The 23,272-nt window shown below is 49.2% G+C and carries 22 protein-coding genes and 4 tRNA genes; 10 read left to right on the top strand and 16 right to left on the bottom strand.

The window, feature by feature from the left end:
* Positions 1–5: 5 nt before the first annotated feature.
* The 3 genes from MHN33_RS06750 to ribA form a co-directional block, all read right to left on the bottom strand.
* Entirely contained in the window at positions 6–473 is a 468-nt protein-coding gene (locus tag MHN33_RS06750) for a regulatory protein RecX (protein ID WP_239397245.1), read from the bottom strand.
* The gene (locus MHN33_RS06745) at positions 473–1,267 is read right to left on the bottom strand and encodes a BPSS1780 family membrane protein (RefSeq protein WP_239397244.1); all 795 of its coding nucleotides are present in this window, start codon (positions 1,265–1,267) and stop codon (positions 473–475) included. Before MHN33_RS06745 ends, MHN33_RS06750 begins: the two co-directional genes overlap by 1 nt.
* A gap of 151 nt (positions 1,268–1,418) precedes the next feature.
* Positions 1,419–2,051: a GTP cyclohydrolase II gene (ribA, locus tag MHN33_RS06740; RefSeq protein ID WP_239397243.1), complete on the bottom strand. Its 633-nt coding sequence runs from the start codon at positions 2,049–2,051 to the stop codon at positions 1,419–1,421.
* A gap of 364 nt (positions 2,052–2,415) precedes the next feature.
* On the opposite strand from ribA, the gene MHN33_RS06735 reads away from it, so the two are divergent.
* The 3 genes from MHN33_RS06735 to MHN33_RS06725 are packed head-to-tail and all read left to right on the top strand — an operon-like array spanning position 2,416 to position 5,631.
* Complete coding sequence (locus MHN33_RS06735; RefSeq protein WP_239397242.1) at positions 2,416–3,645, top strand: hypothetical protein; 1,230 nt, start codon at positions 2,416–2,418, stop codon at positions 3,643–3,645.
* On the top strand, positions 3,645–4,082 hold the full coding sequence (locus MHN33_RS06730) for a hypothetical protein (protein WP_239397241.1): 438 nt from the start codon (positions 3,645–3,647) through the stop codon (positions 4,080–4,082). The genes MHN33_RS06735 and MHN33_RS06730 overlap by 1 nt, the downstream gene beginning before the upstream one ends.
* The gene (locus tag MHN33_RS06725) at positions 4,072–5,631 is read left to right on the top strand and encodes a sensor domain-containing diguanylate cyclase (protein WP_239397240.1); all 1,560 of its coding nucleotides are present in this window, start codon (positions 4,072–4,074) and stop codon (positions 5,629–5,631) included. Before MHN33_RS06730 ends, MHN33_RS06725 begins: the two co-directional genes overlap by 11 nt.
* A gap of 63 nt (positions 5,632–5,694) precedes the next feature.
* Here the strand turns inward: MHN33_RS06725 and MHN33_RS06720 are convergent, their stop codons facing one another.
* Positions 5,695–6,201 (bottom strand): DUF3087 domain-containing protein, encoded by a 507-nt coding sequence (locus MHN33_RS06720; protein ID WP_239397239.1) that lies wholly within the window; start codon positions 6,199–6,201, stop codon positions 5,695–5,697.
* A 181-nt stretch (positions 6,202–6,382) separates the two neighbouring features.
* Here MHN33_RS06720 and MHN33_RS06715 point away from each other — a divergent pair, with 181 nt between their 5' ends.
* The 3 genes from MHN33_RS06715 (at position 6,383) to MHN33_RS06705 (ending at position 8,249) form a co-directional block, all read left to right on the top strand.
* A complete protein-coding gene (locus MHN33_RS06715) occupies positions 6,383–7,030 on the top strand; it encodes an energy transducer TonB (protein ID WP_239397238.1) in 648 nt (215 codons plus the stop codon).
* A gap of 72 nt (positions 7,031–7,102) precedes the next feature.
* Positions 7,103–7,657 carry a sigma-70 family RNA polymerase sigma factor gene (locus tag MHN33_RS06710; protein WP_239397237.1) on the top strand — a complete coding sequence of 185 codons (555 nt, stop codon included), beginning with the start codon at positions 7,103–7,105 and terminating at the stop codon, positions 7,655–7,657.
* The gene (locus tag MHN33_RS06705; RefSeq protein ID WP_239397236.1) at positions 7,650–8,249 is read left to right on the top strand and encodes a hypothetical protein; all 600 of its coding nucleotides are present in this window, start codon (positions 7,650–7,652) and stop codon (positions 8,247–8,249) included. The genes MHN33_RS06710 and MHN33_RS06705 overlap by 8 nt, the downstream gene beginning before the upstream one ends.
* Positions 8,250–8,287: 38 nt before the next feature.
* Here MHN33_RS06705 and MHN33_RS06700 read toward each other — a convergent pair whose 3' ends face one another.
* On the bottom strand, positions 8,288–9,664 hold the full coding sequence (locus MHN33_RS06700; RefSeq protein ID WP_239397235.1) for a Na+/H+ antiporter NhaC family protein: 1,377 nt from the start codon (positions 9,662–9,664) through the stop codon (positions 8,288–8,290).
* Positions 9,665–9,894: 230 nt separating this feature from the next.
* Between MHN33_RS06700 and MHN33_RS06695 the strand changes: the two genes are divergently transcribed.
* A complete protein-coding gene (locus MHN33_RS06695) occupies positions 9,895–10,743 on the top strand; it encodes a MurR/RpiR family transcriptional regulator (protein ID WP_239397234.1) in 849 nt (282 codons plus the stop codon).
* 7 nt (positions 10,744–10,750) lie between these two features.
* Here the strand turns inward: MHN33_RS06695 and MHN33_RS06690 are convergent, their stop codons facing one another.
* The 10 genes from MHN33_RS06690 to xerD all read right to left on the bottom strand — a co-directional run bounded on the left by MHN33_RS06690 (position 10,751) and on the right by xerD (position 20,253).
* A complete protein-coding gene (locus MHN33_RS06690; protein WP_239397233.1) occupies positions 10,751–11,893 on the bottom strand; it encodes a DUF1343 domain-containing protein in 1,143 nt (380 codons plus the stop codon).
* Between the two features lie 938 nt (positions 11,894–12,831).
* Positions 12,832–12,908, bottom strand: a tRNA-Arg gene (locus tag MHN33_RS06685).
* 64 nt (positions 12,909–12,972) lie between these two features.
* Positions 12,973–13,049 (bottom strand) — tRNA-Arg (locus MHN33_RS06680).
* Positions 13,050–13,107: 58 nt separating this feature from the next.
* Positions 13,108–13,184 (bottom strand) — tRNA-Arg (locus MHN33_RS06675).
* 30 nt (positions 13,185–13,214) lie between these two features.
* Positions 13,215–13,307, bottom strand: a tRNA-Ser gene (locus MHN33_RS06670).
* Positions 13,308–13,857: 550 nt separating this feature from the next.
* Complete coding sequence (gene lysS / locus MHN33_RS06665; protein WP_239397232.1) at positions 13,858–15,399, bottom strand: lysine--tRNA ligase; 1,542 nt, start codon at positions 15,397–15,399, stop codon at positions 13,858–13,860.
* A gap of 27 nt (positions 15,400–15,426) precedes the next feature.
* A protein-coding gene (prfB, locus tag MHN33_RS06660; RefSeq protein WP_125562743.1) for a peptide chain release factor 2 occupies positions 15,427–16,525 on the bottom strand; the annotation gives its coding sequence in 2 pieces (ribosomal slippage) (positions 15,427–16,449 and positions 16,451–16,525; 1,098 coding nt in all).
* 187 nt (positions 16,526–16,712) lie between these two features.
* A complete protein-coding gene (gene recJ / locus MHN33_RS06655) occupies positions 16,713–18,437 on the bottom strand; it encodes a single-stranded-DNA-specific exonuclease RecJ (protein WP_239397231.1) in 1,725 nt (574 codons plus the stop codon).
* 96 nt (positions 18,438–18,533) lie between these two features.
* Positions 18,534–19,265 (bottom strand): bifunctional protein-disulfide isomerase/oxidoreductase DsbC, encoded by a 732-nt coding sequence (gene dsbC, locus MHN33_RS06650; RefSeq protein WP_239397230.1) that lies wholly within the window; start codon positions 19,263–19,265, stop codon positions 18,534–18,536.
* Between the two features lie 61 nt (positions 19,266–19,326).
* The gene (xerD, locus tag MHN33_RS06645) at positions 19,327–20,253 is read right to left on the bottom strand and encodes a site-specific tyrosine recombinase XerD (protein WP_343224831.1); all 927 of its coding nucleotides are present in this window, start codon (positions 20,251–20,253) and stop codon (positions 19,327–19,329) included.
* Positions 20,254–20,331: 78 nt separating this feature from the next.
* On the opposite strand from xerD, the gene fldB reads away from it, so the two are divergent.
* On the top strand, positions 20,332–20,853 hold the full coding sequence (gene fldB / locus MHN33_RS06640; RefSeq protein WP_239397229.1) for a flavodoxin FldB: 522 nt from the start codon (positions 20,332–20,334) through the stop codon (positions 20,851–20,853).
* Positions 20,854–20,948: 95 nt separating this feature from the next.
* Here fldB and MHN33_RS06635 read toward each other — a convergent pair whose 3' ends face one another.
* A complete protein-coding gene (locus MHN33_RS06635) occupies positions 20,949–21,944 on the bottom strand; it encodes an AraC family transcriptional regulator (RefSeq protein ID WP_239397228.1) in 996 nt (331 codons plus the stop codon).
* Positions 21,945–22,034: 90 nt separating this feature from the next.
* Here MHN33_RS06635 and MHN33_RS06630 point away from each other — a divergent pair, with 90 nt between their 5' ends.
* Together MHN33_RS06630 and MHN33_RS06625 are read left to right on the top strand one after the other, a co-directional pair.
* Complete coding sequence (locus MHN33_RS06630; RefSeq protein WP_239397227.1) at positions 22,035–22,469, top strand: SRPBCC family protein; 435 nt, start codon at positions 22,035–22,037, stop codon at positions 22,467–22,469.
* Positions 22,456–23,271 carry a sterol desaturase family protein gene (locus tag MHN33_RS06625; protein ID WP_239397226.1) on the top strand — a complete coding sequence of 272 codons (816 nt, stop codon included), beginning with the start codon at positions 22,456–22,458 and terminating at the stop codon, positions 23,269–23,271. Before MHN33_RS06630 ends, MHN33_RS06625 begins: the two co-directional genes overlap by 14 nt.
* Position 23,272 lies beyond the last annotated feature (1 nt).

Raw genomic sequence — 23,272 nt, 5'->3', positions numbered from 1 at the left:
AGGCACTACTCACCTTGTGAGTGTGCCTCGATAGCATAATCTATTTCGTCATAACGGAATCCACGCGACATCATGTAGCGAACTCGTTTTGACTTCTCTTTATAATCTAATTGACTTGTCGACCGGTTGTATTTTTTATCGTAGGCACGCAAGGCCACACTAAACCAGTCGACTTCTTGTTCTTCTATTAAGTGCTGTAAATATGATTTATCGACACCTTTGCGTTGCGCATCCATCATAACACGTTTTTCGCCAAGACCTTTGGCCACCTGCTGGGATAAAAAACTAGCACAATAGCGTTTATCGTCCAGGTAGCCAAGCGACTCAAGCCAGTCAAGCAATCGCGTAATATACGCTTCTTCTGCGTCTTTTGCTCGTAACTTCTGAGCCAATAACTGGCGAGAATACTCCTGCCTGGACAAAAGCCAAATGGCGTAGTTCTTCAGCTTCTTTTCAATATCTTGTTGATCCATCAAGCGTCAAACCGACCACTTTGCTGCTGTTGCTGTGATGGTGTATTGCCACTGGACGCTGGCGGCTCGGAAGCTGACATAATAGCCTGAAATGACACAAAAAAGCCGATGTATGAAATGGGCATCACCACAAGCAGCGGTACCAGCGACATTGGGATAGACAGCAACATCAACACTGCCACCAAAAGCCCAAACACCGTCAGTGGTGCCATATTGTGATAAAACACCGACAACGACTGTTTCATCGCCTGAATAATACGCGCTTCATCGCGGAAAAATACCAGAGGAAGCGCATAAGCAAAGGCCATCATCGCCAGCGATTGAATCACCACAAAAATAGCGATGTCCACAAAAGTAATTTGCGCAATCACCTGCGCCAGTACTTGCGCTTCATCGCTCTGCTCAGTGACATTTTGCAACACTTCCAGTGCCGGGCCAAACAGTACCCCCAACAAGGCGCTCAATAATAAGGCCACACCCATTTGGTACAAGCCAAATCGAAACAGGTTTAGCCGTCTGCCTTTGGTGGAAAAAGGCGCCAGGATGTCGGCCAGTATAATGGTCTTACCCTGTTGTTTTTTGACCACTGCCAGATAAAAACCCGCAGTCAGGAAAGGCGACGCCAGCACAGCTACCAGCTGCAACGGCGGAAAGACAAAAGGCACCAGGCTCACAACAACCATGAGCAGGTACATCATCACGAAGGTAAAGGGCTGAGACTTGAAAATAATCCACCCGGCTTTTAGCCATTGCAAGCCAAACCCGGCGGTAAATGTTTTAAATTCTGTTGGCATATTCATCAATTCATTGTGAAACGGAGCAATTATACTGGGTCACAGGAGGACTTAAAAGGTCAGATGGGGGAATTTTCAACTCATCACCTGTTACATCTGAGTCGATACTGGCCAGCCGGGAAGTGCGACTGACCAGCACATAGCAACCGGCCTAGATTTCGTCCGGCTTCTTAATTTTTTTAATGTCTAACATGTGTGAACCATGCTTTACCTTGGTTTCGAGGTAATTACGATTCCCGGCCACCCCAACTTTAACATGAGCATGTGTCCCGACCACTTCCTCAACCTGAATGCCAGCATCTCTGAGTGCATTCAGCTTACGAGGGTTGTTGGTCATCAGGCGCACATGATCCAGGCCCAGTGCCTGTAGCATCAGTACAGCGTCCGAAAAATCGCGCAAATCGTCGTCAAAGCCCAGGTGGTTATTCGCTTCGTAGGTATTCATACCTTGCGACTGCAGCACATAGGCATCGATTTTATTATATAAGCCAATCCCTCTGCCTTCCTGACGTAAATACAAGAGCACACCGCCCTGCTGATGCATGGCTTCGATGCTCTCATTGAGCTGCTCACCACAGTCACACCGCGATGAGTGAAACACATCACCCGTTAAACACTCAGAGTGCATTCTAATCAATGGCACTGACTGTTCGCTATCGGCACGATTAAACACCAAGGCAACATGCTCCTGGCCATCCTGCAACCCTTCAAATGAGACGATTTCCGCGGGAATATGACTACGCTGCCCAACATTCAGCTCAACTCTTGCTCTTACTTGTGCCACGACTACAAAATACCTAATTGTAAAAATGTGATAATATCACAAAGAATACTGTAACTGACTATATGGTGGCAAAGTCACCCAGTTACAAGTCCTCTGACTAAATACTGGCAAATACACCGAACACCGCTAGGCTAATATAGTACCAATCCAGATTAATATATAACCAGTTCGAGGGATTAGGCCTGATGCTAGCTGTGTTAAAGATATTTATTTAACACAAATAAATAGCAAAATTGTTGCCTTGTTATCCTGAGGGTTTCTCGCCTCAAAATTGGCCAATTAATTAAGCGGATTGGTATAAGAACTGCTCAGTGTTGCTCGCACTAGTGCATTTTCTACTGAAATAATATCTTAATGGTAACTGATGCGCTCGAAATTTGTGATGTTTTTATCTTTGCTATGGAGCCTGAGCTTATCTGTGCAAGCAGGTGAGCTAAAAGTAGATGGCTTTGCCACTTTGGATATCAACATCAGTAACTCTCAAACCGCCGGGATCCGACATGTGATCTCACAGCCCGATGCCAGCTATCTGGGAGAGCCCAGCTTTGCGAACTCGTCGATTGGTCTGCAACTTGACTGGCAATCATCTTCACAACTACAGCTGGTAGCGCAAACCGTGCTTAAAGAGCGCAAAGAGTACAAGCTTGATTACCTCATTCAAATGGCCTTTGCACGCTACACCCTGACACCCAATTGGCAATTTCGTATCGGTCGTACTGGTCTTGATCTGTACATGATGACGGAGTATCGGGATATTGGCTTTGCGTTTAACTATGGCCACCCCCCCACAGAGTTTTACGCCGTTGTGCCGCATCAGAACCTCGATGGTATTGATGCAACCTATACTTACCCGCTTGAGCAAAGTGTGTTGACCTACAAAGTATTTGCCGGCCGTTCAAATGCTCCGATAGTCAGTGACGACGATTTTATCTGGGACGTCGAGTTAGAATCCATTTATGGCATAAGTCTGTCAATGCAGACCCAAAACTGGTTGCTGCGAAGCAACTACACCATCACCAGGGCAGGTAATACGAATGAACAACAAGGCCAATTACTCAGTGCTTTACAGCTGATACCAGATAATATCTGGCCAACGCGTCAAGCGCTTATTAATTCACTGCAGATAAAAGGCAAGCGATTTAATTACTTTACTGTGGGTGCCATGTATGACGACAGTCAATGGATAATACAAAGTGAACTTGCCTTTATCGACTCTGATTCTGAGGTACTCAATCACCTAAAAGCGGGTTATGTCAGTGCCGGAGCACACATTGGGGAGGACACCTGGTTATTAACACTGAGCGCGGCAACGTCAAACAACCGGGTTGACCCGGGGCCGTTACTCTCCTCTGCACAACTTGATGCTCTTTATCAGGGCGTGATCCGTCACACCAACTTCTATCTGATAGACCAGCAAACCTGGTCACTAAGCTGGCGGCGGGATCTAACCTCAACGCTGGCCGTCAAAATCCAGTTGGACCATACCCAGGCAGATCACCTTCCGTCGGCTTTTTATCTTCATAAAGACTTGTCTTCATCCAACTATGACAAGTACTTTCAGTCACTTGGACTGAGCCTGAATTGGGTGTTCTGATGCGACTAAAGCAATTTTTCAGCATCATTCTACCTTGGCTGCTCTTCGTAACCTGCTCTGCCAATACAACTGATACGCTGGTGGTCATTGTCCATCCGGGTAACCTTAATCAGCACATATCACAACATCAGCTGGTCGATCTCTACATGGGTAAATACGCCGCTTTCCCCGATGGCACTTTGGCCAAAGTCCTGGACTATGAACAAGGGCACCCGTTACGCACCCTTTTTCTAACCTCGCTGACAGGCCGCCCAATTGGCCAGATTAACGCCTACTGGTCGCAGGTAAAATTTAGTGGTAAGGCCTCTTTTCCACAAGCGTATCAATCAATCGACGCTATACTTGAAGAGGTCGCATCTACCCCGGATGCAATTGGTTATGTGCCCGCATCGGCGGTCACTGAGGACGTCAAAGTGGTGTATCGTTTTGTTCAATAAACACAGTTTGATCACACGGCTAACCCTTTTACTGAGTCTGACGACACTGCTTTTCAGTGTGATCTACGCAAAGCTATATTATCGGCATGTATTTGAAGAGGAGCTTGCGCGTGCTAACGGCACCGTCATGCAGATAGGCAAAACTGTGTCAGCCACAGCCTCCATTGCCGCGTACCTTGAAGACAAAGATTTGGCGACAGAGGTCGTCAACGGGCTGATCAGTAACGATATTATTCTGTCAGCGGCGCTGGTTAGCAAAGATACGCTGCTGGCCAAGAGCATTTTGCACAGTGGTCCGGGCAGCATACAGCTAAAACTGGTTAACCCGTTTTTTCTGTCCGAAAACATCGGCATGATACATATCGCGCCCAACACACTCATCATCGAACAAAATGCCCGCAGTATTGCACTGGGTGGCGTGAAAACGATGCTGGTTGTGATCTTACCTATCATCATACTGCTTACTACCCTGGTCTATTGGCAAGTCACCCGGCCGCTGAATAACCTCGGCAAGCAGCTGGCAAAAATTCTTCCTGGCAGCGCCCAGCGCCTAAAAGTAGACAACCACGCCAGCCATAATGAAATCGGTCGTATTGAACTCGGGATCAACTCTCTGCTGGATAAAGCAGAAGCCCTATTCGAACAAGAGCGTAGCCTCAGAGCCGAGGTAGTCGAGCTGGAAAAACGCTTTCGATTGATGTTTGAGCAATCGTCTTCACCCACTCTGCTTGTCAAAGAGGAAGGGGACATTTTGCTGATCAATGACGCTGCCAAAGATCTGCTCGTTGGCATGGGGATTGATGTCGATGAACGATTTCCGGAGAACCTGGGGTTGTATTGCAAAACCCCGGATATTCTCTATACCTTCACCGAAAACAGCATCAAACAAAAACAAGTGATGCAGTCTGAATTTGAATTTCTTAACCCGCTGACACAATCTACAGTGTGGCTAAGTATTATTGTTCTTAATACCCTCAGTGACGGAAAATGGTACTTCCAGGTGTTTCTGGCCGACATTACCTTGCGCAAAACCATGCTGAACCAGCTGAACAAACGCGCACAAAGAGACAGTCTGACCGGGCTCTACAACCGCTATGGCGCAGAGCTTATGTTGCTCGACTGGATAGATAACCAATGCACATTTAGCCTGCTGCTTATCGACCTCGACAAATTCAAACCTATCAATGACGTCTATGGTCACAATGCCGGAGATGCGCTGTTGAAGCACATTGCCTGCCAGCTATCTGGAGCAATGGACACCACCGATCTGGTTTGCCGCTGGGGGGGAGATGAATTTTTGGTTGCCCGCCTGGACATCACACAGCAAGAGCTGACTCGCCTTGCTCAGCAGCTGCTCGAAGCAATCAATCAACCCATGCCATTTGAGCACCGTGAGGGGCAGACCGAGCTGGCCGTAGGTGCCAGTATCGGAATTGCCCATTTTCCTCAGCATGCCGAAAACCTCAAAGGCCTGGTTGAATGTGCCGACGTCGCTATGTACAGTATTAAAAAGACCTCCCGAAATAATTTTACCTTTTACTCCGAGTAAAAAATTAACCTCGTATAAATCCCTAAGTTACTCATAATAAGTGGCTTATAACGCAGACAAATCTCAGAATTTATCCAATAGTGTCGTATCATAACGAGCCAGATCCAGCGTCACCTGATACTGCTTAGTCAATGCATCCAGCTCTGCCTGCCAGATGCTCAGCTCTTCCATAGTCAGGGTATTGTCATCAAGCTGCCACAGCTGGCGTGAGCCACTGTAACTGAATTGCATGGCGAGCATGGCATCCACATCACCCTGTTGTGCGGCCTTTTTTACCTTGACCATCTTACGGGTGACCTTGTTCAGTGCCTGTTTGAGTTGCCAGACATAATTGACTTCATACATAAACGGATGATGCTGTACACGTTTGAGCACACCAGCTATCATCACACATGTCAGTACTACCCCCGTCAGATTCCAGTGAAAGTGGCTGCCATCCGGGTCCGGGAATGCCACAATGAACACCCGGGCGATGCCCAGACTGCCAATCACCAGAGCGGCAATACAGGCTGCGATCACCATGTTCAGGTGTTTCCTGTAACGTGTTTTATCTATATCCAACAGTTGCATCTTGTCTCTCACTTACAGCAATGCACAGACGCCGTTCAGGTCTTTTCTTAAAACCAGGTAGCCGCTACGTCTGCTCAGTTATTTTGCGCATTCTAACGTAATCGGGAAAAAAAACGCTAACTACTTCACCCCTTTTTGACCTCACCGCCGTTTTACTGATAAATCATCAAGGAGCATGCCTATGAACGGTCAATTTTTAGCACAGCAGTCCCCTCGTCCTTACCAGACCCTGAACAAGGTTTTACTGTCGTTTCTGGGCGCTTGTGGCGTCACCTTTGCGGCCTTTGCTTTTATGCAGCACCTGATCAGTCAGGATCTAGCATTTGAGCAAAGTTCGATCACATATACGCCGGTTTTTCTGCCTGAAGTAAAACAAGACAGCCAGGTTGAAACCAGAAAACCCCTGCCGCCACCGCCTAAACCAGCACCTAAAGCGCCGCCAAAGCCGACGCTGAATGCAGAAGTCCCCACCATAGCACTCAACGGACTAGGTGGCGCACCAGTCGTCGAGACAGGCCCGATACAAATGGGCTCATCCATGCAACCAACAGATATGCAGGCCACGCCCATCGTCAGAGTCGAACCTCGCTACCCAACCATAGCAGCACGTGATGGCACTGAAGGTTGGGTTGAGCTGCACTTTACGATTTCCGAAACCGGTGAAGTGATCGATGCCCGGGTCGCAAACGCAGAGCCCAAGCGAGTATTCAACCGTGAAGCACTCAAAGCGCTGAAACGTTGGAAATATCGTCCGCAAGTCGTGAACGGTCAGCCTCAGCCCCAGCGCGGACAAAAAGTCGTGCTGGAGTTCAAGCTCAACCAGCATTAGGATAAAGGGTATGCACCTGAACCCAAACTCAGGTGCATGCGGGCACATACCAGTAAAAACAAGGAACTGCCTATGCTACTTGCATTAAAGAACTGGCTGTCGGCAAACGAACCCGAGCCTGCCGATCCTTTATATGAGTTTAAATTGAGTGGGGAAAATAAGTACCTGGAACTGGCAATAGACGAGTATAATCACGATTTATATCACTTTTTACTGACTCAGAGCGACAGTGAACTGGCCAAAGATGTCTGTCAGAAAACCTGGCTAACCGTCGTTGAAAAGCGTCAGGCCTACCATACTAGTCAGGCACCGAAGGCCTTCTTATTTAAACTGGCCCGGAACGCGCTGATTGACGAATTGCGTAAACAAAATCGAATTGCCTATATAGAGCACCCAGAACAGCATGTACCAGTCACGGCGGAGCAAAGTGAGCAGTCACATCAATCTTTGTACGCTGCGATTTTATTACTGCCACTACAGCAAAGAGAAGCCATAAGCCTGCAACTCGAAGGGTTTTCCTTACAACAAATTGCCAGTATCACTGACGCCCCGCAGGAAACGATTAAAACCCGACTGCGCTATGCCCGCTCTGCGCTGAAAAACGTTTTAGGAGAAGATGATGAGTGACAAATTACAGGCAGATCGGCTCAAGCAGGCTTATCAACACGCAAAACAACAGCACCGGCCTTCGGCACTTGAGCAACGTCAGCTCAAGCAAGTTTGTCGCGCAGCCAATTCCACAGCAAAACAGATCAGCTGGTTGCAAAGAGGCCAATGGATTTTAGCGTGCGGGGCACTCGTGGTGCTGGCGACAGTAATGCTATCTCAGGAATACGGCCAGCAATCGGCGCAAGCTTTGTACGCCCTGAGTTTTGATGATTATGAGCAGGTTGAAACCCATAGTGTCGAGCAGGGCCACTACGTTACTCAACTTAGCGCCCAAAAACAGACTTTAGACAAGCAACTCAAACAACATCAACAGCTTAGCGGGCAACGTTTTTATGGGCGGCTGGTGCACAGTAACGCCAGCACCTGGTTTGTTGCCGACTGCCGCAGCAATACGCTATTGGAGATTAAACATTCAGTGCTCGCGGCATTGCAAAACGACGCCGTATTGTCAGGCATGTCACCAGGACAAATGTTAGCACTGGATAAAAACACGAATGGCCACTTAACAACCATTGCAGCAGCCCCGGACAAAGTGTATTCCTGCCCTTAATCTCGCCAGCCTCAGAGCAGGCTGGCGAAAGGTGATGTTCAAATCATCACGACACTGGCAACGAAAAAGCAGATCAGCGCCAGCACGCCACCGACCATCGCATAAGGAAGCTGCGTTTTGACATGAGTCAGCAGATCACAGCCAGATGCCAGGGCTGACACCGCACTGGTGTCTGAGATTGGTGAGCAGTGATCGCCAAAAATCCCGCCACTGAGTATTGCACCAACAACCAGCGATGGTGGAAGGCCCAAGGTTTGGATCAACGGAACCCCAATCGGGATCAGAATAGCAAAGGTGCCCCAGGACGTTCCTGTGGTAAAAGACATCACAGCCCCGGTTAGAAACAGTACAGGTACAATAAAGTAAACCGGTAAGTAATCACCCACTAACGATGCGACAAACACCCCAGTGCCCAACTCTTTTAAGCTTGCACCCAGGGTCAGTGACAGCAACACGATACTCACCAGAGGCAGCAACTCACCCATTCCTTTAAAGCCTACATCTACCAATTGCTGATGGGTAAAATGGCGGGCCTTAAGCAGCAGTAAATAGGCGACCGCTGTTGCCAGCACCGTCGCATAAAGAACTGATTTAGAGCCGCTGCCCTGAGCCAATTCACCACCACCTGTCCACAACATAAAGCCCAGCATGCTGATGATAAGCGTAGCCAGTGGCACTAACATAAAGCGCGCCTTACTGGCGGCTGGGCCTTTATCAATTTCCTGATCCTGCTTTGCCAGTGCTTGCTCTGCGACTTTCATCGGACCATGGACTTTATCGAAAACAATGGTGTAAAAGACGATAAGCAAAGCGATAATGGCGTAAAAATTAAAAGCCACACTGCCCCACAAAATACTGACCGCAGACTGCTCCAGCTCATAGTTACTCAGCAGCCCCAGTACATACGCACCCCAGCCATTGAGCAGAATAAGAATACACACAGGGGCACTGGTACTGTCTATGATATAAGCAAGTCGTGCGCGGCTCATTTTAAACTTGTCGAACAACCCCCGGGATACGATCCCTGACGTAAGCACACTCATATTCGATTCAATGAACACAGCCATACCAGTGAACATAGTCAACAGGCCAACCTGACGTTTGCTCTTTGCGACGCCGATATTGAGCAACTTGTTAACCGTTGCTCCGACTCCGCCAGACTCTCTGATATATGCCAGCAGCGCGCCAATAGCGATACTAAACAGCAGGATCCGGCTGTTTCCTGGAGAGGTTGCCACACTCACGATGCGCTCAATACTATTAATAAAGGTGGTAAAAAGCGCATTCCCCCCACCATTGAGGGCAAGTAGAAATTCTGAAGAGATCAACGCCAGGATCAGCGCCACAATGACCTCTTTCCGCCAGAATACCACGGCAATGGCTATCAATGGCGGTAAAATCGAATACCAGGACATAGGTTCCCTATTACTAATTATTAGATCAAGCTGTAAACCCGTTAGCTTAAATAGTTGCGTGGAAAAATCCAAGCTTTTCCCAGCTGAATTTACAAACGCAACAAAAAGAACTTATTTAGGTACCAACCAGATTAAAAAGCGCAATAATATATCTTTCCGATCTATCACATTGTCATCTTTGAACCTATAATATGGACATCTCTGTTAGTACAGGTTACCAAGTGAAGCGCATGTCTACTTTTATTAAAATAAAGGCATTAAGGCCAACTCTCTCACAAAGTGAGGCAAAACTCGCCGACTTTACCCTTAGTTCGGGGACCCAGATACGCACATTATCGTCTATTGAACTGGCCAAAGCAGCCGGTGTCAGTCAGTCAAGTGTCGTAAAGTTTGCACAAAAATTAGGTTACCGGGGTTTCCCGGCGTTCAAACTCGCCGTTGTAGACGCACTGAATGAACAAGCGAGTGATCAAGCCGCACCTTCCACACAGTTTGAGCAGAGCGATTCATTGGCTGATATCAGTGAAAAGCTCATCGCCAATCAGCACAAAACTCTGAGTGCAACGCAGAAACTCAACCGCAGTACTGAGTTTGAACGCACCGTGCAAGTCTTAAAAGCAGCACGCAAAGTACTGATCTGCGCCAAAGGCGCCTCCTGGTCAGTTGCCCAGGACTTTGCTTTTAAACTGCAAAAGGTCGGTATTTCTGCTGTCTGCCACAGCGACGAATACAGTGCTGCCAGCTATATCGCCTCTATGGGGAAAGAAGATTTACTGGTTGTGATCAGCAACTCAGGCCAAACCAAGGCACTACTAAAGCTTGCTGAACAGGCAAAACTGAACGAGTGCCGCCTGTTTGCTATTAGCCGTTACGGTGACTCTCAACTCAGTGAGATTGCCGATCATATTTTGTTTACCGTACAAGAAGCTGAGCCAGTGAGTCACAGTGCGATCCTGGCCAGGGCATCTCAATGTTATCTTATCGATACCTTGTTTGTTGCGCTGGCACAATCGAACTTACACTGGCAACGCCGGGTTGAGCGGGCCAATGACAATATGCGCGCGATTTTTAACGACTGAGCTCGTTTTACTCACGCTCATAAAGCAGGTAAGGCAGGCGGCGTGTCTTAAACGCCTGTACTTCCTGCTGCCAAATGGCTTCAATCTGGTGTGCTTTCAGACCCTGTGCCAGTGCCAGACGTATCACATCGGCTCCCGCCAGCTTATCAAAGAAATCAGGTGAGTTGATCATCACTTGCTGTTGCTGTACAAAGGCACTTTGTGTCTGCACTAACCAGTCTAACGACAAACCGCGTTGCCCTGAATGACGTAAGTCTTTGCCATAGACCGTTTTGCCTTGTAGCTTAGGGTGCATGGCTGCCCCCGGTATTGAGCGTGGCGAAAAAGCGAATGTGCCGAGCCGGACCCGATCATGACCAAATACCTGAAACGGAAAGTCACTCCCTCGCCCAACAGACACCTGTGTCGCCTCAAATAAACATAACGAAGGATACAAATAGATGGCGCGCTGATTCGGTAAGTTGGGACTCGGTGCAATGGGCAACGCATAGTCATCCTTCGCACTGTAACTGGCTACCGGGATCACCGTGAGATCTAATTGCCCGGTGCTTGTTAGCCATCCTTCACCGACACTCATCAGCGCCAGCTCACCCAGTGTCATGCCATGCAAAATAGGCACGGGCAACATACCGACAAAAGAACGAAAGCGTTGTTCCAGCACCGGTCCATCAACATAAGTAATATTGGGATTGGGCCGGTCCAGCACCAGGTAACTGATCCCTTTTTGCTGTGCGGCTTCCATGGTCAGAACCAAAGTACTGAGGTAAGTATAAAATCGCACTCCCACATCCTGGATATCGAACACCAGAATATCGATGTCTGCAAGCTGTTCAGGTTTAGGCTTTTTGTTGGCACCGTACAAGGAGACAATGGACACGCCCGTTTTTACATCTTTGTCATCATTAATGTAAACGCCAGCTCCTTTATTCCCCCGAAATCCATGCTCTGGCGCAAAGATCCGAACCACATTCACCTGATTGTCTGTCAGGTAATCCAGCAGATGCTGCTCACCCACCCGCGCACTTTGATTCACTACCAGACCTACCCGTTTGTCTTCCAGCATTGGCAGGTAATGGTCACCACGCTCGGCAGCAACCTCAATCGCCCGTGTTTGAAATGAGCAAAGGAGCACACTGATGATAATCATCATAAGAAAAGCATGGATAGTCTGGCGCACAAAAGTTCTCAGGGGAAAGCAAACTGTATCGAGATTATGCAGTGCGACGGCTCACCTTTGCAAATATTTACGACGGAAGAAATCGCGCAAGGGCGTGAGACCCACATCAAATTACAGGCACAAAAAAACCGACTTTCGTCGGTTGATTGCTCACTTCTTCAAGAAGAAGTGGCGGACGCGGGACGTCTTTTGTGGAGAGTGAACCTCCGACCGCCTGGTTCGTAGCCAGGTACGCTATCCAGCTGACACACAAATCCCAAATTACTGGCACAAAAAACCGACTTTCGTCGGTTGATTGCTCACTTCTTAAAGAAGTGGCGGACGCGGGACGTCTTTTGTGGAGAGTGAACCTCCGACCGCCTGGTTCGTAGCCAGGTACGCTATCCAGCTGAAGCAACTACCTAAATTACAGGCACAAAAAAACCGACTCTCGTCGGTTGATTGCTCACTTCCTGAAGTGGAAGTGGCGGACGCGGGACGTCTTTTGTGGAGAGTGAACCTCCGACCGCCTGGTTCGTAGCCAGGTACGCTATCCAGCTGAACCAACTACCTAAATTACAGGCACAAAAAAACCGACTTTCGTCGGTTGATTGCTCACTTCTTCAAGAAGAAGTGGCGGACGCGGGACGTCTTTTGTGGAGAGTGAACCTCCGACCGCCTGGTTCGTAGCCAGGTACGCTATCCAGCTGAACCAACTACCTAAATTACAGGCACAAAAAAACCGACTTTCGTCGGTTGATTGCTCACTTCCTGAAGTGGAAGTGGCGGACGCGGGACGTCTTTTGTGGAGAGTGAACCTCCGACCGCCTGGTTCGTAGCCAGGTACGCTATCCAGCTGAAGCAACTACCTAAATTACAGGCACAAAAAAACCGACTTTCGTCGGTTGATTGCTCACTTCTTCAAGAAGAAGTGGCGGACGCGGGAGGATTCGAACCTCCGACCGCCTGGTTCGTAGCCAGGTACTCTATCCAGCTGAGCTACGCGTCCGTCGTTCAATTCTATTTTACTACCTGAATTGCTGTAGTCTTTTTATTTAACCACTTAAGAAAAGTGGCGGACGCGGGAGGATTCGAACCTCCGACCGCCTGGTTCGTAGCCAGGTACTCTATCCAGCTGAGCTACGCGTCCGTTTTATCATGTTTAACACTTGATATGTGCTTCTTTTTATTTAACCACTTAAGAGAAGTGGCGGACGCGGGAGGATTCGAACCTCCGACCGCCTGGTTCGTAGCCAGGTACTCTATCCAGCTGAGCTACGCGTCCGTTTTACTACAAAGACACCATTTTAATAAATGGCGGAGAAGGAGGGATTCGAACCCTCGATAGGGCTACAAACCCTATACTCCCTTAGCAGGGGAGCGCCTTCAGCCACTCGGCCACCTCTCCGTCTTTGTGGGGCGTATAATATAGAACCGTGAAAATATGTCAAATACTTTTCTTGTAAAAAAGCACTGTATGGTGATAGATTGTTCAGCTTGGTCTGTTTTAAGGCACTTTGTCGATTAATTTGTCATAAATTAGTCACTTTTGGGGTCTGACTGTATATTAAAATGGTCCAAAAGGGACTGCTTGCGGGAGGTTTCTTCCGAGATAAAGGCATCTACATAGCCTAAACGTTGAAATTCACTGATACAGCCGCGACAGTAATTCATCCTTGCCTGTTCGTGTTGTGCTTTTGATTTTTGTTGCGACATGGTCAGAGGTCTTTTGCATCCATTCATAATCACAGCAGTATAGGTGACAATCCCCGATATGCCAGTCTTGCCCAGCTATCACGCATTGAGGACACAAGGGTTTTAGTAAATCTGGCGCCTGATTTTATTGTGCTTTTATAAATACCTTAAGACTTAAGCAAGCATTTAGCAGAGATCTCTTACACAGATAAAAGAAAAGCGCCCAAGGCGCTTTTCTCAATCATTTGTTCTGAATGACCGGCTTAGTCAGCCTGAGGTCGCATATGCGGGAACAGGATAACGTCTTTGATAGTCGGAGAGTCGGTAAATAGCATCACCAGACGGTCGATACCAATCCCCTCACCCGCCGTAGGCGGTAAGCCGTATTCCAGTGCACGGATGTAATCATCATCGAAGTGCATTGCCTCGTCATCACCAGCGTCTTTCTCTTCAACCTGACGCGCAAAACGCGCAGCCTGATCTTCAGCATCGTTCAGCTCCGAGAAACCGTTTGCCAGCTCACGACCACCTACGAAGAACTCAAAGCGATCAGTAATGAACGGGTTTTCGTCATTACGACGCGCCAGTGGCGAGACTTCCCACGGGTATTCTGTGATGAAAGTCGGCTGGATCAGTTTGTGTTCTGCTGTTTCTTCAAAGATTTCACACAGGAACTTACCGGCACCCCAAACGCATTTATCAGGGATTTTCACGTGTACTTTCTTCGCGTACGCGACCAGCTCGTCAAAGTGGTTTTCTGGATCTTTAAAGATGTGAGCTGAGGCTTCAGCGTCCGGACCATACTTGATGATCGCATCAGCCATCGACAAACGCTCAAACGCTTTACCGAAATCATACTCGATAGTTTCAAGTACTTCGCCTTCCACGTTCTTAACCGTGTTAACCACAGTAGTGGTGCCCAATACGTCTTGTGCCACTGTACGCAACATGTCTTCTGTCAGGTTCATCAGGTCGTTGTAATCTGCGTATGCCTGATAGAATTCGATCATAGTGAATTCAGGGTTGTGACGAGTAGACAGGCCTTCGTTACGGAAGTTACGGTTGATCTCGAAAACGCGATCAAAGCCGCCCACAACCAGGCGCTTAAGATAAAGCTCTGGCGCGATACGCAGATACATGTCGATGTCCAGTGCATTATGGTGGGTCACGAACGGACGTGCTGTTGCACCACCCGGGATCACCTGTAGCATTGGCGTTTCAACTTCCATAAAGTCACGCTCAGCCAGGAAGCGACGAATGCCTTCAATCACTTTAGAGCGAATACGGAAGGTTTCACGGGTTTCCATGTTAGTGATCAGGTCAACATAACGCTGACGGTACTTGGCTTCCTGATCGGTCAGGCCGTGGAATTTCTCTGGCAGCGGACGCAGTGACTTGGTCAGCAGCTCGTACTGCACCATATCCACATACAAGTCGCCTTTACCAGATTTATGTAGCGGACCAGAAACACCAATGATGTCGCCGATGTCCAGCTGACCATATTTGGCTTTCAGCTCTTTTTGCACGTCTTTAGACGCATATGCCTGAATGCGGCCTTTCATGTCTTGTAAAACCAGGAAAGGACCACGTTTGGCAAGGATACGGCCAGCCACAGAGACCTGATGATCTAACTCAACCAGCTCTTCTTTTGACTTATCACCAAACTTAGCCTGTAGATCAGCCGTATAGTCTTCACGGCGGAAGGTGTTCGGATGGCCATTGGCACTGCAATTTTCACGAATTGCATCCAATTTAGCACGACGCTCAGCAATGAGTTTATTCTCGTCTTGGATTTGCTCTGTCATTTTTTAGCTCTTAGTTTAGCTTGTTGATTATAGGCCTGATTTCAGGCTGGCTTCGATAAATTTGTCTAGATCACCGTCCAGGACCGCCTGGGTATTACGGTTCTCAACACCGGTGCGCAGGTCTTTAATACGCGAGTCGTCCAGTACGTAAGAACGGATCTGGCTGCCCCAGCCGATGTCAGACTTGGCATCTTCCTGGGCCTGCTTTTCAGCATTTTGCTTTTGCAGTTCCAGCTCGAACAGTTTTGCTTTCAACTGTTTCATGGCCTGATCTTTGTTTTTGTGCTGTGAACGATCGTTCTGACACTGCACCACGGTATTGGTTGGCAAGTGGGTAATACGTACCGCCGATTCTGTTCGGTTAACGTGCTGACCACCGGCACCCGATGCACGATATACGTCGATGCGTAAGTCCGCCGGATTAATGTCGATCTCGATGTTGTCGTCGATTTCAGGATACACAAATGCCGAGGCAAACGACGTATGGCGGCGGCCACCTGAATCGAACGGGCTCTTTCGAACCAGTCGGTGTACACCAGTCTCTGTGCGCAGCCAGCCGTATGCATACTCACCACTGACCCGCAGCGTTGCGCCTTTGATACCCGCTACGTCACCATCCGTTGCTTCAACGATCTCGGTTTTAAAGCCTTTGGCTTCCGCCCAGCGCAGATACATTCGCAACAACATGTTACACCAGTCCTGTGCTTCAGTACCGCCGGAGCCTGCCTGCAAGTCAAGATAGGCATCGTTGCTGTCCTGAGCACCAGAGAACATACGGCGGAACTCCAGCTTTTCAAGCTGGGCATTCAGGCCCTGTACTTCCTGCTCTGCTTCAGCAAAAGTTTCTTCGTCTTCTGCTTCGACAGCAAGCTCAACCAGGCCTTCGGCATCATCTGCACCGCTCACCAGGTTGTCTATGGTTTCGACTATGGTTTCAAGACTGGACTTTTCACGGCCCAGCGCTTGTGCCTTTTCAGGCTCATTCCAGACGGCTGGATCTTCCAGTTCAGCATTGACTTCTTCTAAGCGCTCTTGTTTCAGAGCATAGTCAAAGATACCCCCGAAGAAGTTCAGTACGCTCGCGAATTTCCTTGATTTGATTAATCACAGGATTCACTTCAAACATTCACATTACTCCAATTTACGTGATGGTAACGCAGCCAGTGGCGCGGTTTATTTGAGCACCAGGCCGAAAATAGTGTGACCGCAGTGTGTCCACACAATGAATAAGCGGTCTAAACGGCCAATACTAACAAATAATAGGCGTAGATATCAGCCCTTGTGGAGAACATTTTACGCCTTTCTCGCAATTGTTAGCAGGCGCGGATCTCCCGGACAATTAACTGTAGGGTGAACTTGCCCCTGAACTCATTGATATCCAGTTGATAAGCCAGCTCAGCGGCCTGTGCTGCCGTATTGGGCCAGGCCCGCACATCCACATTAAAGGCAATGGCGTCCACCAATTTACCACTGGGGTGTTTTAACACCAGTTTAAGATGCTTATCGCCAACAATACGCTGCTGCACCAGCTCAAACACGCCACTAAACACCGGCTCCGGGAAATGCTGCCCCCAGGGACCCGCCTGTTGCAGCAACATGGCAAAATCCATATTAAAACACTCAGCAGGTAACTCACCATCGGTCAGCAATACCGACTGCTTGTGCTCTTCACTGAGGGTTTCACTGACCAGGGTTTCAAAGGTACGCTTAAAATCGCTAAAATCGGCTTCTCTGATGGTTAATCCAGCAGCCATCGCATGGCCACCAAACTTCACTATCAGCTCAGGGTGGCGGGTGTTGATCTGCTCCAGCAAATCGCGCATGTGCAAACCTTCTATCGAGCGACACGACCCCTTGATCTCGTCGTTGTCTCCCTGGGCAAAAATAATCGCCGGGCGGTGATACTTTTCTTTCAGTCTGCCCGCCAGGATCCCGATGACGCCCTGATGCCAGTCATCCTGATACAAGCACACCGCATCGGGAATGCTTTGCTGGGCAGCGACCAGGCGCTCAAGCACCGCCTGCGCTTCTTGCTGCATACCCTGCTCAATCTCGCGTCGTTCCTGATTGAGGCTATCCAACTGAGCGGCGATGCGTCGTGCCTGATGCTCTTCTTTAGACAATAAACAAGCAATCCCCAGGCTCATATCGTCCAGCCTGCCTGCGGCATTCAGCCTTGGTGCCAGGGCAAAACCAAAATCGCTGGCACTGAGTCGTGTGGCGGTGCGGTTTGCGACTTCAATCAGTGCGCGGATCCCGGGCCGGGTTTGCCCTTTGCGAATACGTGCCAGGCCCTGATGAACCAGAGTCCGGTTATTCGCATCCAGCGCGACCACGTCCGCCACTGTGCCCAATGCCACAATGTCCAATAAAGATGCCAGATTCGGCTGATTGAGTCCCTGACGCTCAAAATAGCCCGACTCACGCAAATGATGACGAAACGCCACCAGCAGATAAAACGCTACGCCAACGCCGGCAATAGATTTTGAGGGAAACTGGCAATCGTGGCGGTTCGGGTTAACGATGGCGTCGGCATTAGGCAACTGCTCACCCTGCAGGTGATGGTCGGTGACCAGTACCGAAATACCAGCCTGCTTTACTATGTCTATGCCCGCCAGACAGGAAATCCCGTTATCAACCGTGATCACCAGTTGTGGCGCCAGCTGAACAATTTGCTCTGCCAGTGCCGGACTCAGGCCATAGCCCAGACTAAACCGATCAGGCACCAGATAGTCGACCTGTTGCAGGCCAAACAGGCGCAGCCCTTCCATCAACACCGCGGTGCTGGTTGCCCCATCGGCATCGAAGTCCCCGACAATCAGCACGCTTTGCTGCTGGTGCAGCGCCGTTTCAAGTAGGGCGCAGGCCTTGTCCATGTCACGAAACAAACGGAAATCCAGCAGTGTGGCAGCACTGTTATCAAGCTCAACGGCCTCTTTCACGCCCCGCGCGGCATAAATCTGCTTAATAACCGGATGAAGATGGGCGGGTAAATGACTGTCGTCGACGCGTAATCTGGGTCGGATCTCTGTTTGCATAACACTCTCTGAACTACCTGATGGCGTGGAGGGCCCCCCCACAAAGCAAAAAAGGCCCACAGGCCTTTTTAGAAATGCTGAGAGTATACCTCAGATTTAGGATTTTTTACTGGCCTGATTTAACATTTTTGCTAATGCATCTGCCGGCTGATAACCCGGGATCATGCTACCATCTTCCAAAACGATGGCCGGAGTACCAGAAATGCCAAAACTCTGGCCTAACTGATAATGTTCAGCAACCGGTGCCTGACAATTTTTGACGTCCGGTACATCATTGCCTGCTTTCGCTTCAGTCATGGCTGATGCCGCATCCTCGGCACACCAAACGTTCATCAGGCTCTTGTAACCGTTACCGCTCAAGCCGCCACGCGGAAATGCCAGATATTTCACTGTAATACCGGCTGCCAGGTAGTCTTCCAGCTCACGGTGTAGTTTACGACAGTAACCACAAGTAATGTCAGTGAAGACCGTGATCTGATGCTTTTCGTTCTCAGCCTTGTACACTATCATCGAATCCTGATATTGCGCGACGCCGCTCTTACGTACGTCGCTCAGCGCATCCTCTGTGATGTTACGGCGGTTCGCGACATCAATCATAGTGCCCTGCACCAGATATTGCCCATTCGGACTGGCATAGAATACGCCTTTGTCGGTGATCACCGTTTTAAGACCTGTGATTGGACTGTCCGATACGCTCTTTACGGATAAACCCAACTCAGCAAACTGAGACGCGATAGGGCTCACCGCCATCGGAGAGACTTCTTGTGTTGTGTCGGCAAAAGCACCCACACTAAAAGCGAGCGACGCTGCTAAAAGTAACTTTTTCATGTTTTTCTCGTAAAATTGCTCTGGTTAATCACTAGGACCGGATTACTGCAAATAAATTCCATCACGCCCTAGGATGATGTTGCTGATGAAGCGTTTTCAGTCGCTCACTGGCAACATGCGTATAAATCTGGGTTGTCGACAAATCGCTATGGCCTAACATCATTTGCACAACGCGCAGATCCGCCCCATGATTTAGCAAATGTGTTGCAAACGCATGACGCAGCGTGTGTGGCGATAACGGTGACTTAACGTCTGCCAACATAGCATAGTGTTTGATGCGATGCCAAAAAGTTTGCCGCGTCATACCTATTCCCCGCTTTGACGGGAAGACAAAATCATTGGCATGCTTGACCATTTGAGCGCGGCCTAGTTTCAGAAATTGTTCAACCCAGTGCAATGCTTCTTCTCCCATCGGCACCAGCCTTTCTTTGCCCCCTTTACCACGAACCAGCAATACAGCCTGGCGCAGGTTAATTTGCTCCATCCGCAGCCCCACCAGCTCAGTGACACGTAATCCCGTTGCATACAACAATTCCAGCATGGCTTTGTCTCTGAGGCCCATGGCCTCTTCGACATTGGGGGCACTCAGCAAAGCTTCAACCTCCTGCTCACTGAGGGTTTTAGGTAGCGGCTGTGACAGCTTGGGTTGAGCAATATGCGTCATGGGACTGGCTGATATTGCCTGTTTGGTCACCCAATAGGCATAGAAGCGTTTGAGGGCACTCATGGCACGCGCCGTGCTGCGCGGCTTCAGGCCCTGATCGACCCGATATGCCAGATAGGCTTCCACATCTGCACTATGGATAGCCAGTAAAGGCTTATCATCCAGATCCGCAGACACATAGCGGACAAACTTATCCAGATCTGCCCGGTAGGCAGCCAGGGTATTATCGCTGAGGCCTTGCTCCAGAAAGAGCATATCCAGAAAAGATTCGATCAGTTCACTGTTGCTGAACTTGGCTGGGTCAGATATTTCTAAATTGGTCACGGGACGCCTGTATCAATTCGTTACACCATAAGGTAGACTTCGCGCCATATAATAACAGCCAATTGAGCGAAGACTACTATGCAGATCGGGTTATTTTACGGTTCAACTACCTGCTACACAGAAATGGCAGCAGAGAAGATGCAGGAGATCATAGGTAAAGACATTCTGTCGCTCCACAACATTAAAGACGAGCCGCTTAAAAACGCAGAGCAGTTCGACTTTGTGATTTTTGGTATCTCCACCTGGGATTTTGGCGAGTTACAGGAAGACTGGGAATCGCACTGGGACGACATCGATATCGTTAATCTGGCCGGTAAAACCATTGCCTTGTTCGGCATGGGCGACCAGCAAGGGTACGGACAATGGTTCCAGGATGCGCTGGGGATGTTACACGACAAAATTGCCCCGCAAGGTGTCGATTTCATCGGCTACTGGCCCAACAGCAGTGATTATGAGTTTGAGGCTTCCAAAGCACTGACGGAAGATAAGAGCCAGTTTGTCGGCCTGGCACTGGACGAAGACAGCCAGTACGACAAAAGCGATGAACGCATTGCCAGCTGGATTGAACAAATCATGACCGAGTACAGCGAATCACTCTAACCGCCTTCCTTTTACGGCGCACGATTGCGCCGAGTGTTGCCGGTATAACTCTTTAATAACAAACCAGCACAACCCTGATAAGGGGGCGCTTCCCCTTATTGCAATTGCGGATGACGTTGTTGCAGATACTGCCCCGGAGACACCCCAAACCACCGCTTAAAGGCTTTGTTAAATGCCGCCTGTTCGTTAAACCCTAATTCTCTTGCCAATTCTGCCAGCGGCAGTGTACCCAGCAAGTTTTCAGCGCGTCTCACTCGCTCTTCAGTCAAGAGTTGTGAATAGCTGGTATTACATTGCTTTAGCTGTCTTTGTACCTGACGGACCGACTTGTTTAGCGCGCCTGCTACCACATCCAACTGACACTGACCCAAGTCGGCACTGGCAGCCAGCATAATACGGATCTGCGTTGCCAGCGTATGATGTTGCTGCAATTGCACAAGTGCCTTATCAGAGAGTCGCTGCAGCGCCTCGTGCATAGCACTATTTGCCCGCCTGAATGGCAAACTCAGATAGGTTCGGGTAAATTTAATCTGATTGTGTGGCTGACTGCCAACAACCGGACAGCCAAACCAGTGGGCCAGTTGCGATACTTCTTTGGCGTTTAGTGAGCAGGTCAGCGAGACATGCTCAGGCGCAACGGGTTGCGGCAATAAGGCACGCACCAGCGCAACCCAGCCAGTCATATTACGTAAAATCACATGGCGGGTCGTCTGTACATTGGGTAACCAGTCAAGCACAACCCAGTCCCCCTGATAATGAAACTTGGCTTGTCCTATGCTGGCCACCAGCTGATCGTAACGCAGTAACGCCATCAGTGCCTGGTTTAGGTTTTCGCAGTTTTCTACCAGATAGCCCAGCACACCATAATCTGCGGACTGGATCTGCTGGCCCAGGTGAAAGCCAAATAACGGGTCACTTGTCTGCTGCGCCCCGAACTGCAAAACCTGTTCATACAGAGCAAGCCCTACTCGTGCCCCCGGCTCTGCCTCTGTGCACTGTAACAGAGCGGTAATCTCGCCTTGCGGCACGCCCAGCAGCTCCAGATACAACAGCACACTGTTAAAATAATTTTTGTCTAAAGTATTTTCCATGTCGCATTTGGACAAATTTACGTCGCGTTTTTGCAAGATTGCCAGATAAACCTTACTTACACTAGATAAAACTGTGAATAAGGAAACACCATGGTCAATATTCGTTGTCACAAAGAAGTCGCCGCTGAACCGGCTCAGATCCTGGAAACCCTGCTCGACCACCCGCGACTGAACCGTTTTTTTAATGCCCAATTTAAAGTCGTGCAAAGTGCAGTACACCCTACCATTCGTGGCGGCAGTGGCTGTATTCGTGAAGTACGCATGCTGGGGATCCGTTTCTATGAGCAGATCCTGCACGCCGACCAAAGCACGATACGCTATCAGATCGTAGGAGACTTCCCGGTGAAAAAGCATCTTGGGGAGATCCGTCTTCGCCGCAACACAGATAAACAGTCCACGCGCATTGATTATCATGTACGCTTCGCTAGGCCTGGGTATCTACCAGGCTTTGTCCTGCGTCGCCTGATAACACGAGACATCAACCTCGCATTGACTCGTCTGGAGGCCCTGTATGGTGCCTGTTGAACTCATTTTACTGCTGCTTAGTCCAGTGTTTCTCATCGTCATTGCCTTAGAATATCGTGCAGCCCACAAGCACTATCACCTCAAAGACAGTCTGCACAATGTGGCGCTTGCTTTGCTACACCAGGGCAGTGATATGCTGGCTTTGCTGTTACTGATGCCGCTGTTTTACTGGTTGCATGGCTTTGCCTTGTTTGACATTCCGCTCACTGCTGCCACGCTGTTTGGGGCATTTTTACTTCAGGACTTTCTGTATTACTGGTTTCACCGGGCTTCTCACCATATCCACTGGCTGTGGCTGGCACATGTGGTGCATCACAGCTCCCGGCACATGAACTTTTCTACCGCCTTTCGTCAGAGTCTGCTTTACCCGTTAGTGGGTATGTGGCTGTTCTGGACACCTATGATAGTGCTGGGCTTTGCACCTGAGCTGGTATTAGCCATAGTAGCAATCAACCTCGCCTTTCAGTTCTTTGTTCATACCCAGATTGTCGGTCAGCTGGGCTGGCTTGAGCGGGTGTTTAATACCCCGACACACCACCGTATTCACCATGCCAGTAATCCCTGCTATCTGGACAAAAACTTTGCCGGCGTATTAATCATCTGGGACAAGCTGTTTGGCACCTACACAGATGCACGGCCATCGGAGCAGATCCGCTACGGGATTGTCGGCAGTGCACCTCAAGATACCCTGCTGTCCGTTAATTTCCATGAATGCCGAGTGTTGCTCAATAAGCTGAAAAAAGCGCCGGGATTCAAAGAGAAACTTCGTCAGCTGTTCACTCCCCCACGGCATCTGGAGTAGG

This window comes from Pseudoalteromonas sp. OOF1S-7, from assembly GCF_022347765.1.
GTDB lineage: Bacteria > Pseudomonadota > Gammaproteobacteria > Enterobacterales > Alteromonadaceae > Pseudoalteromonas.
This window is presented reverse-complemented; position numbering and strand designations above follow the sequence as displayed.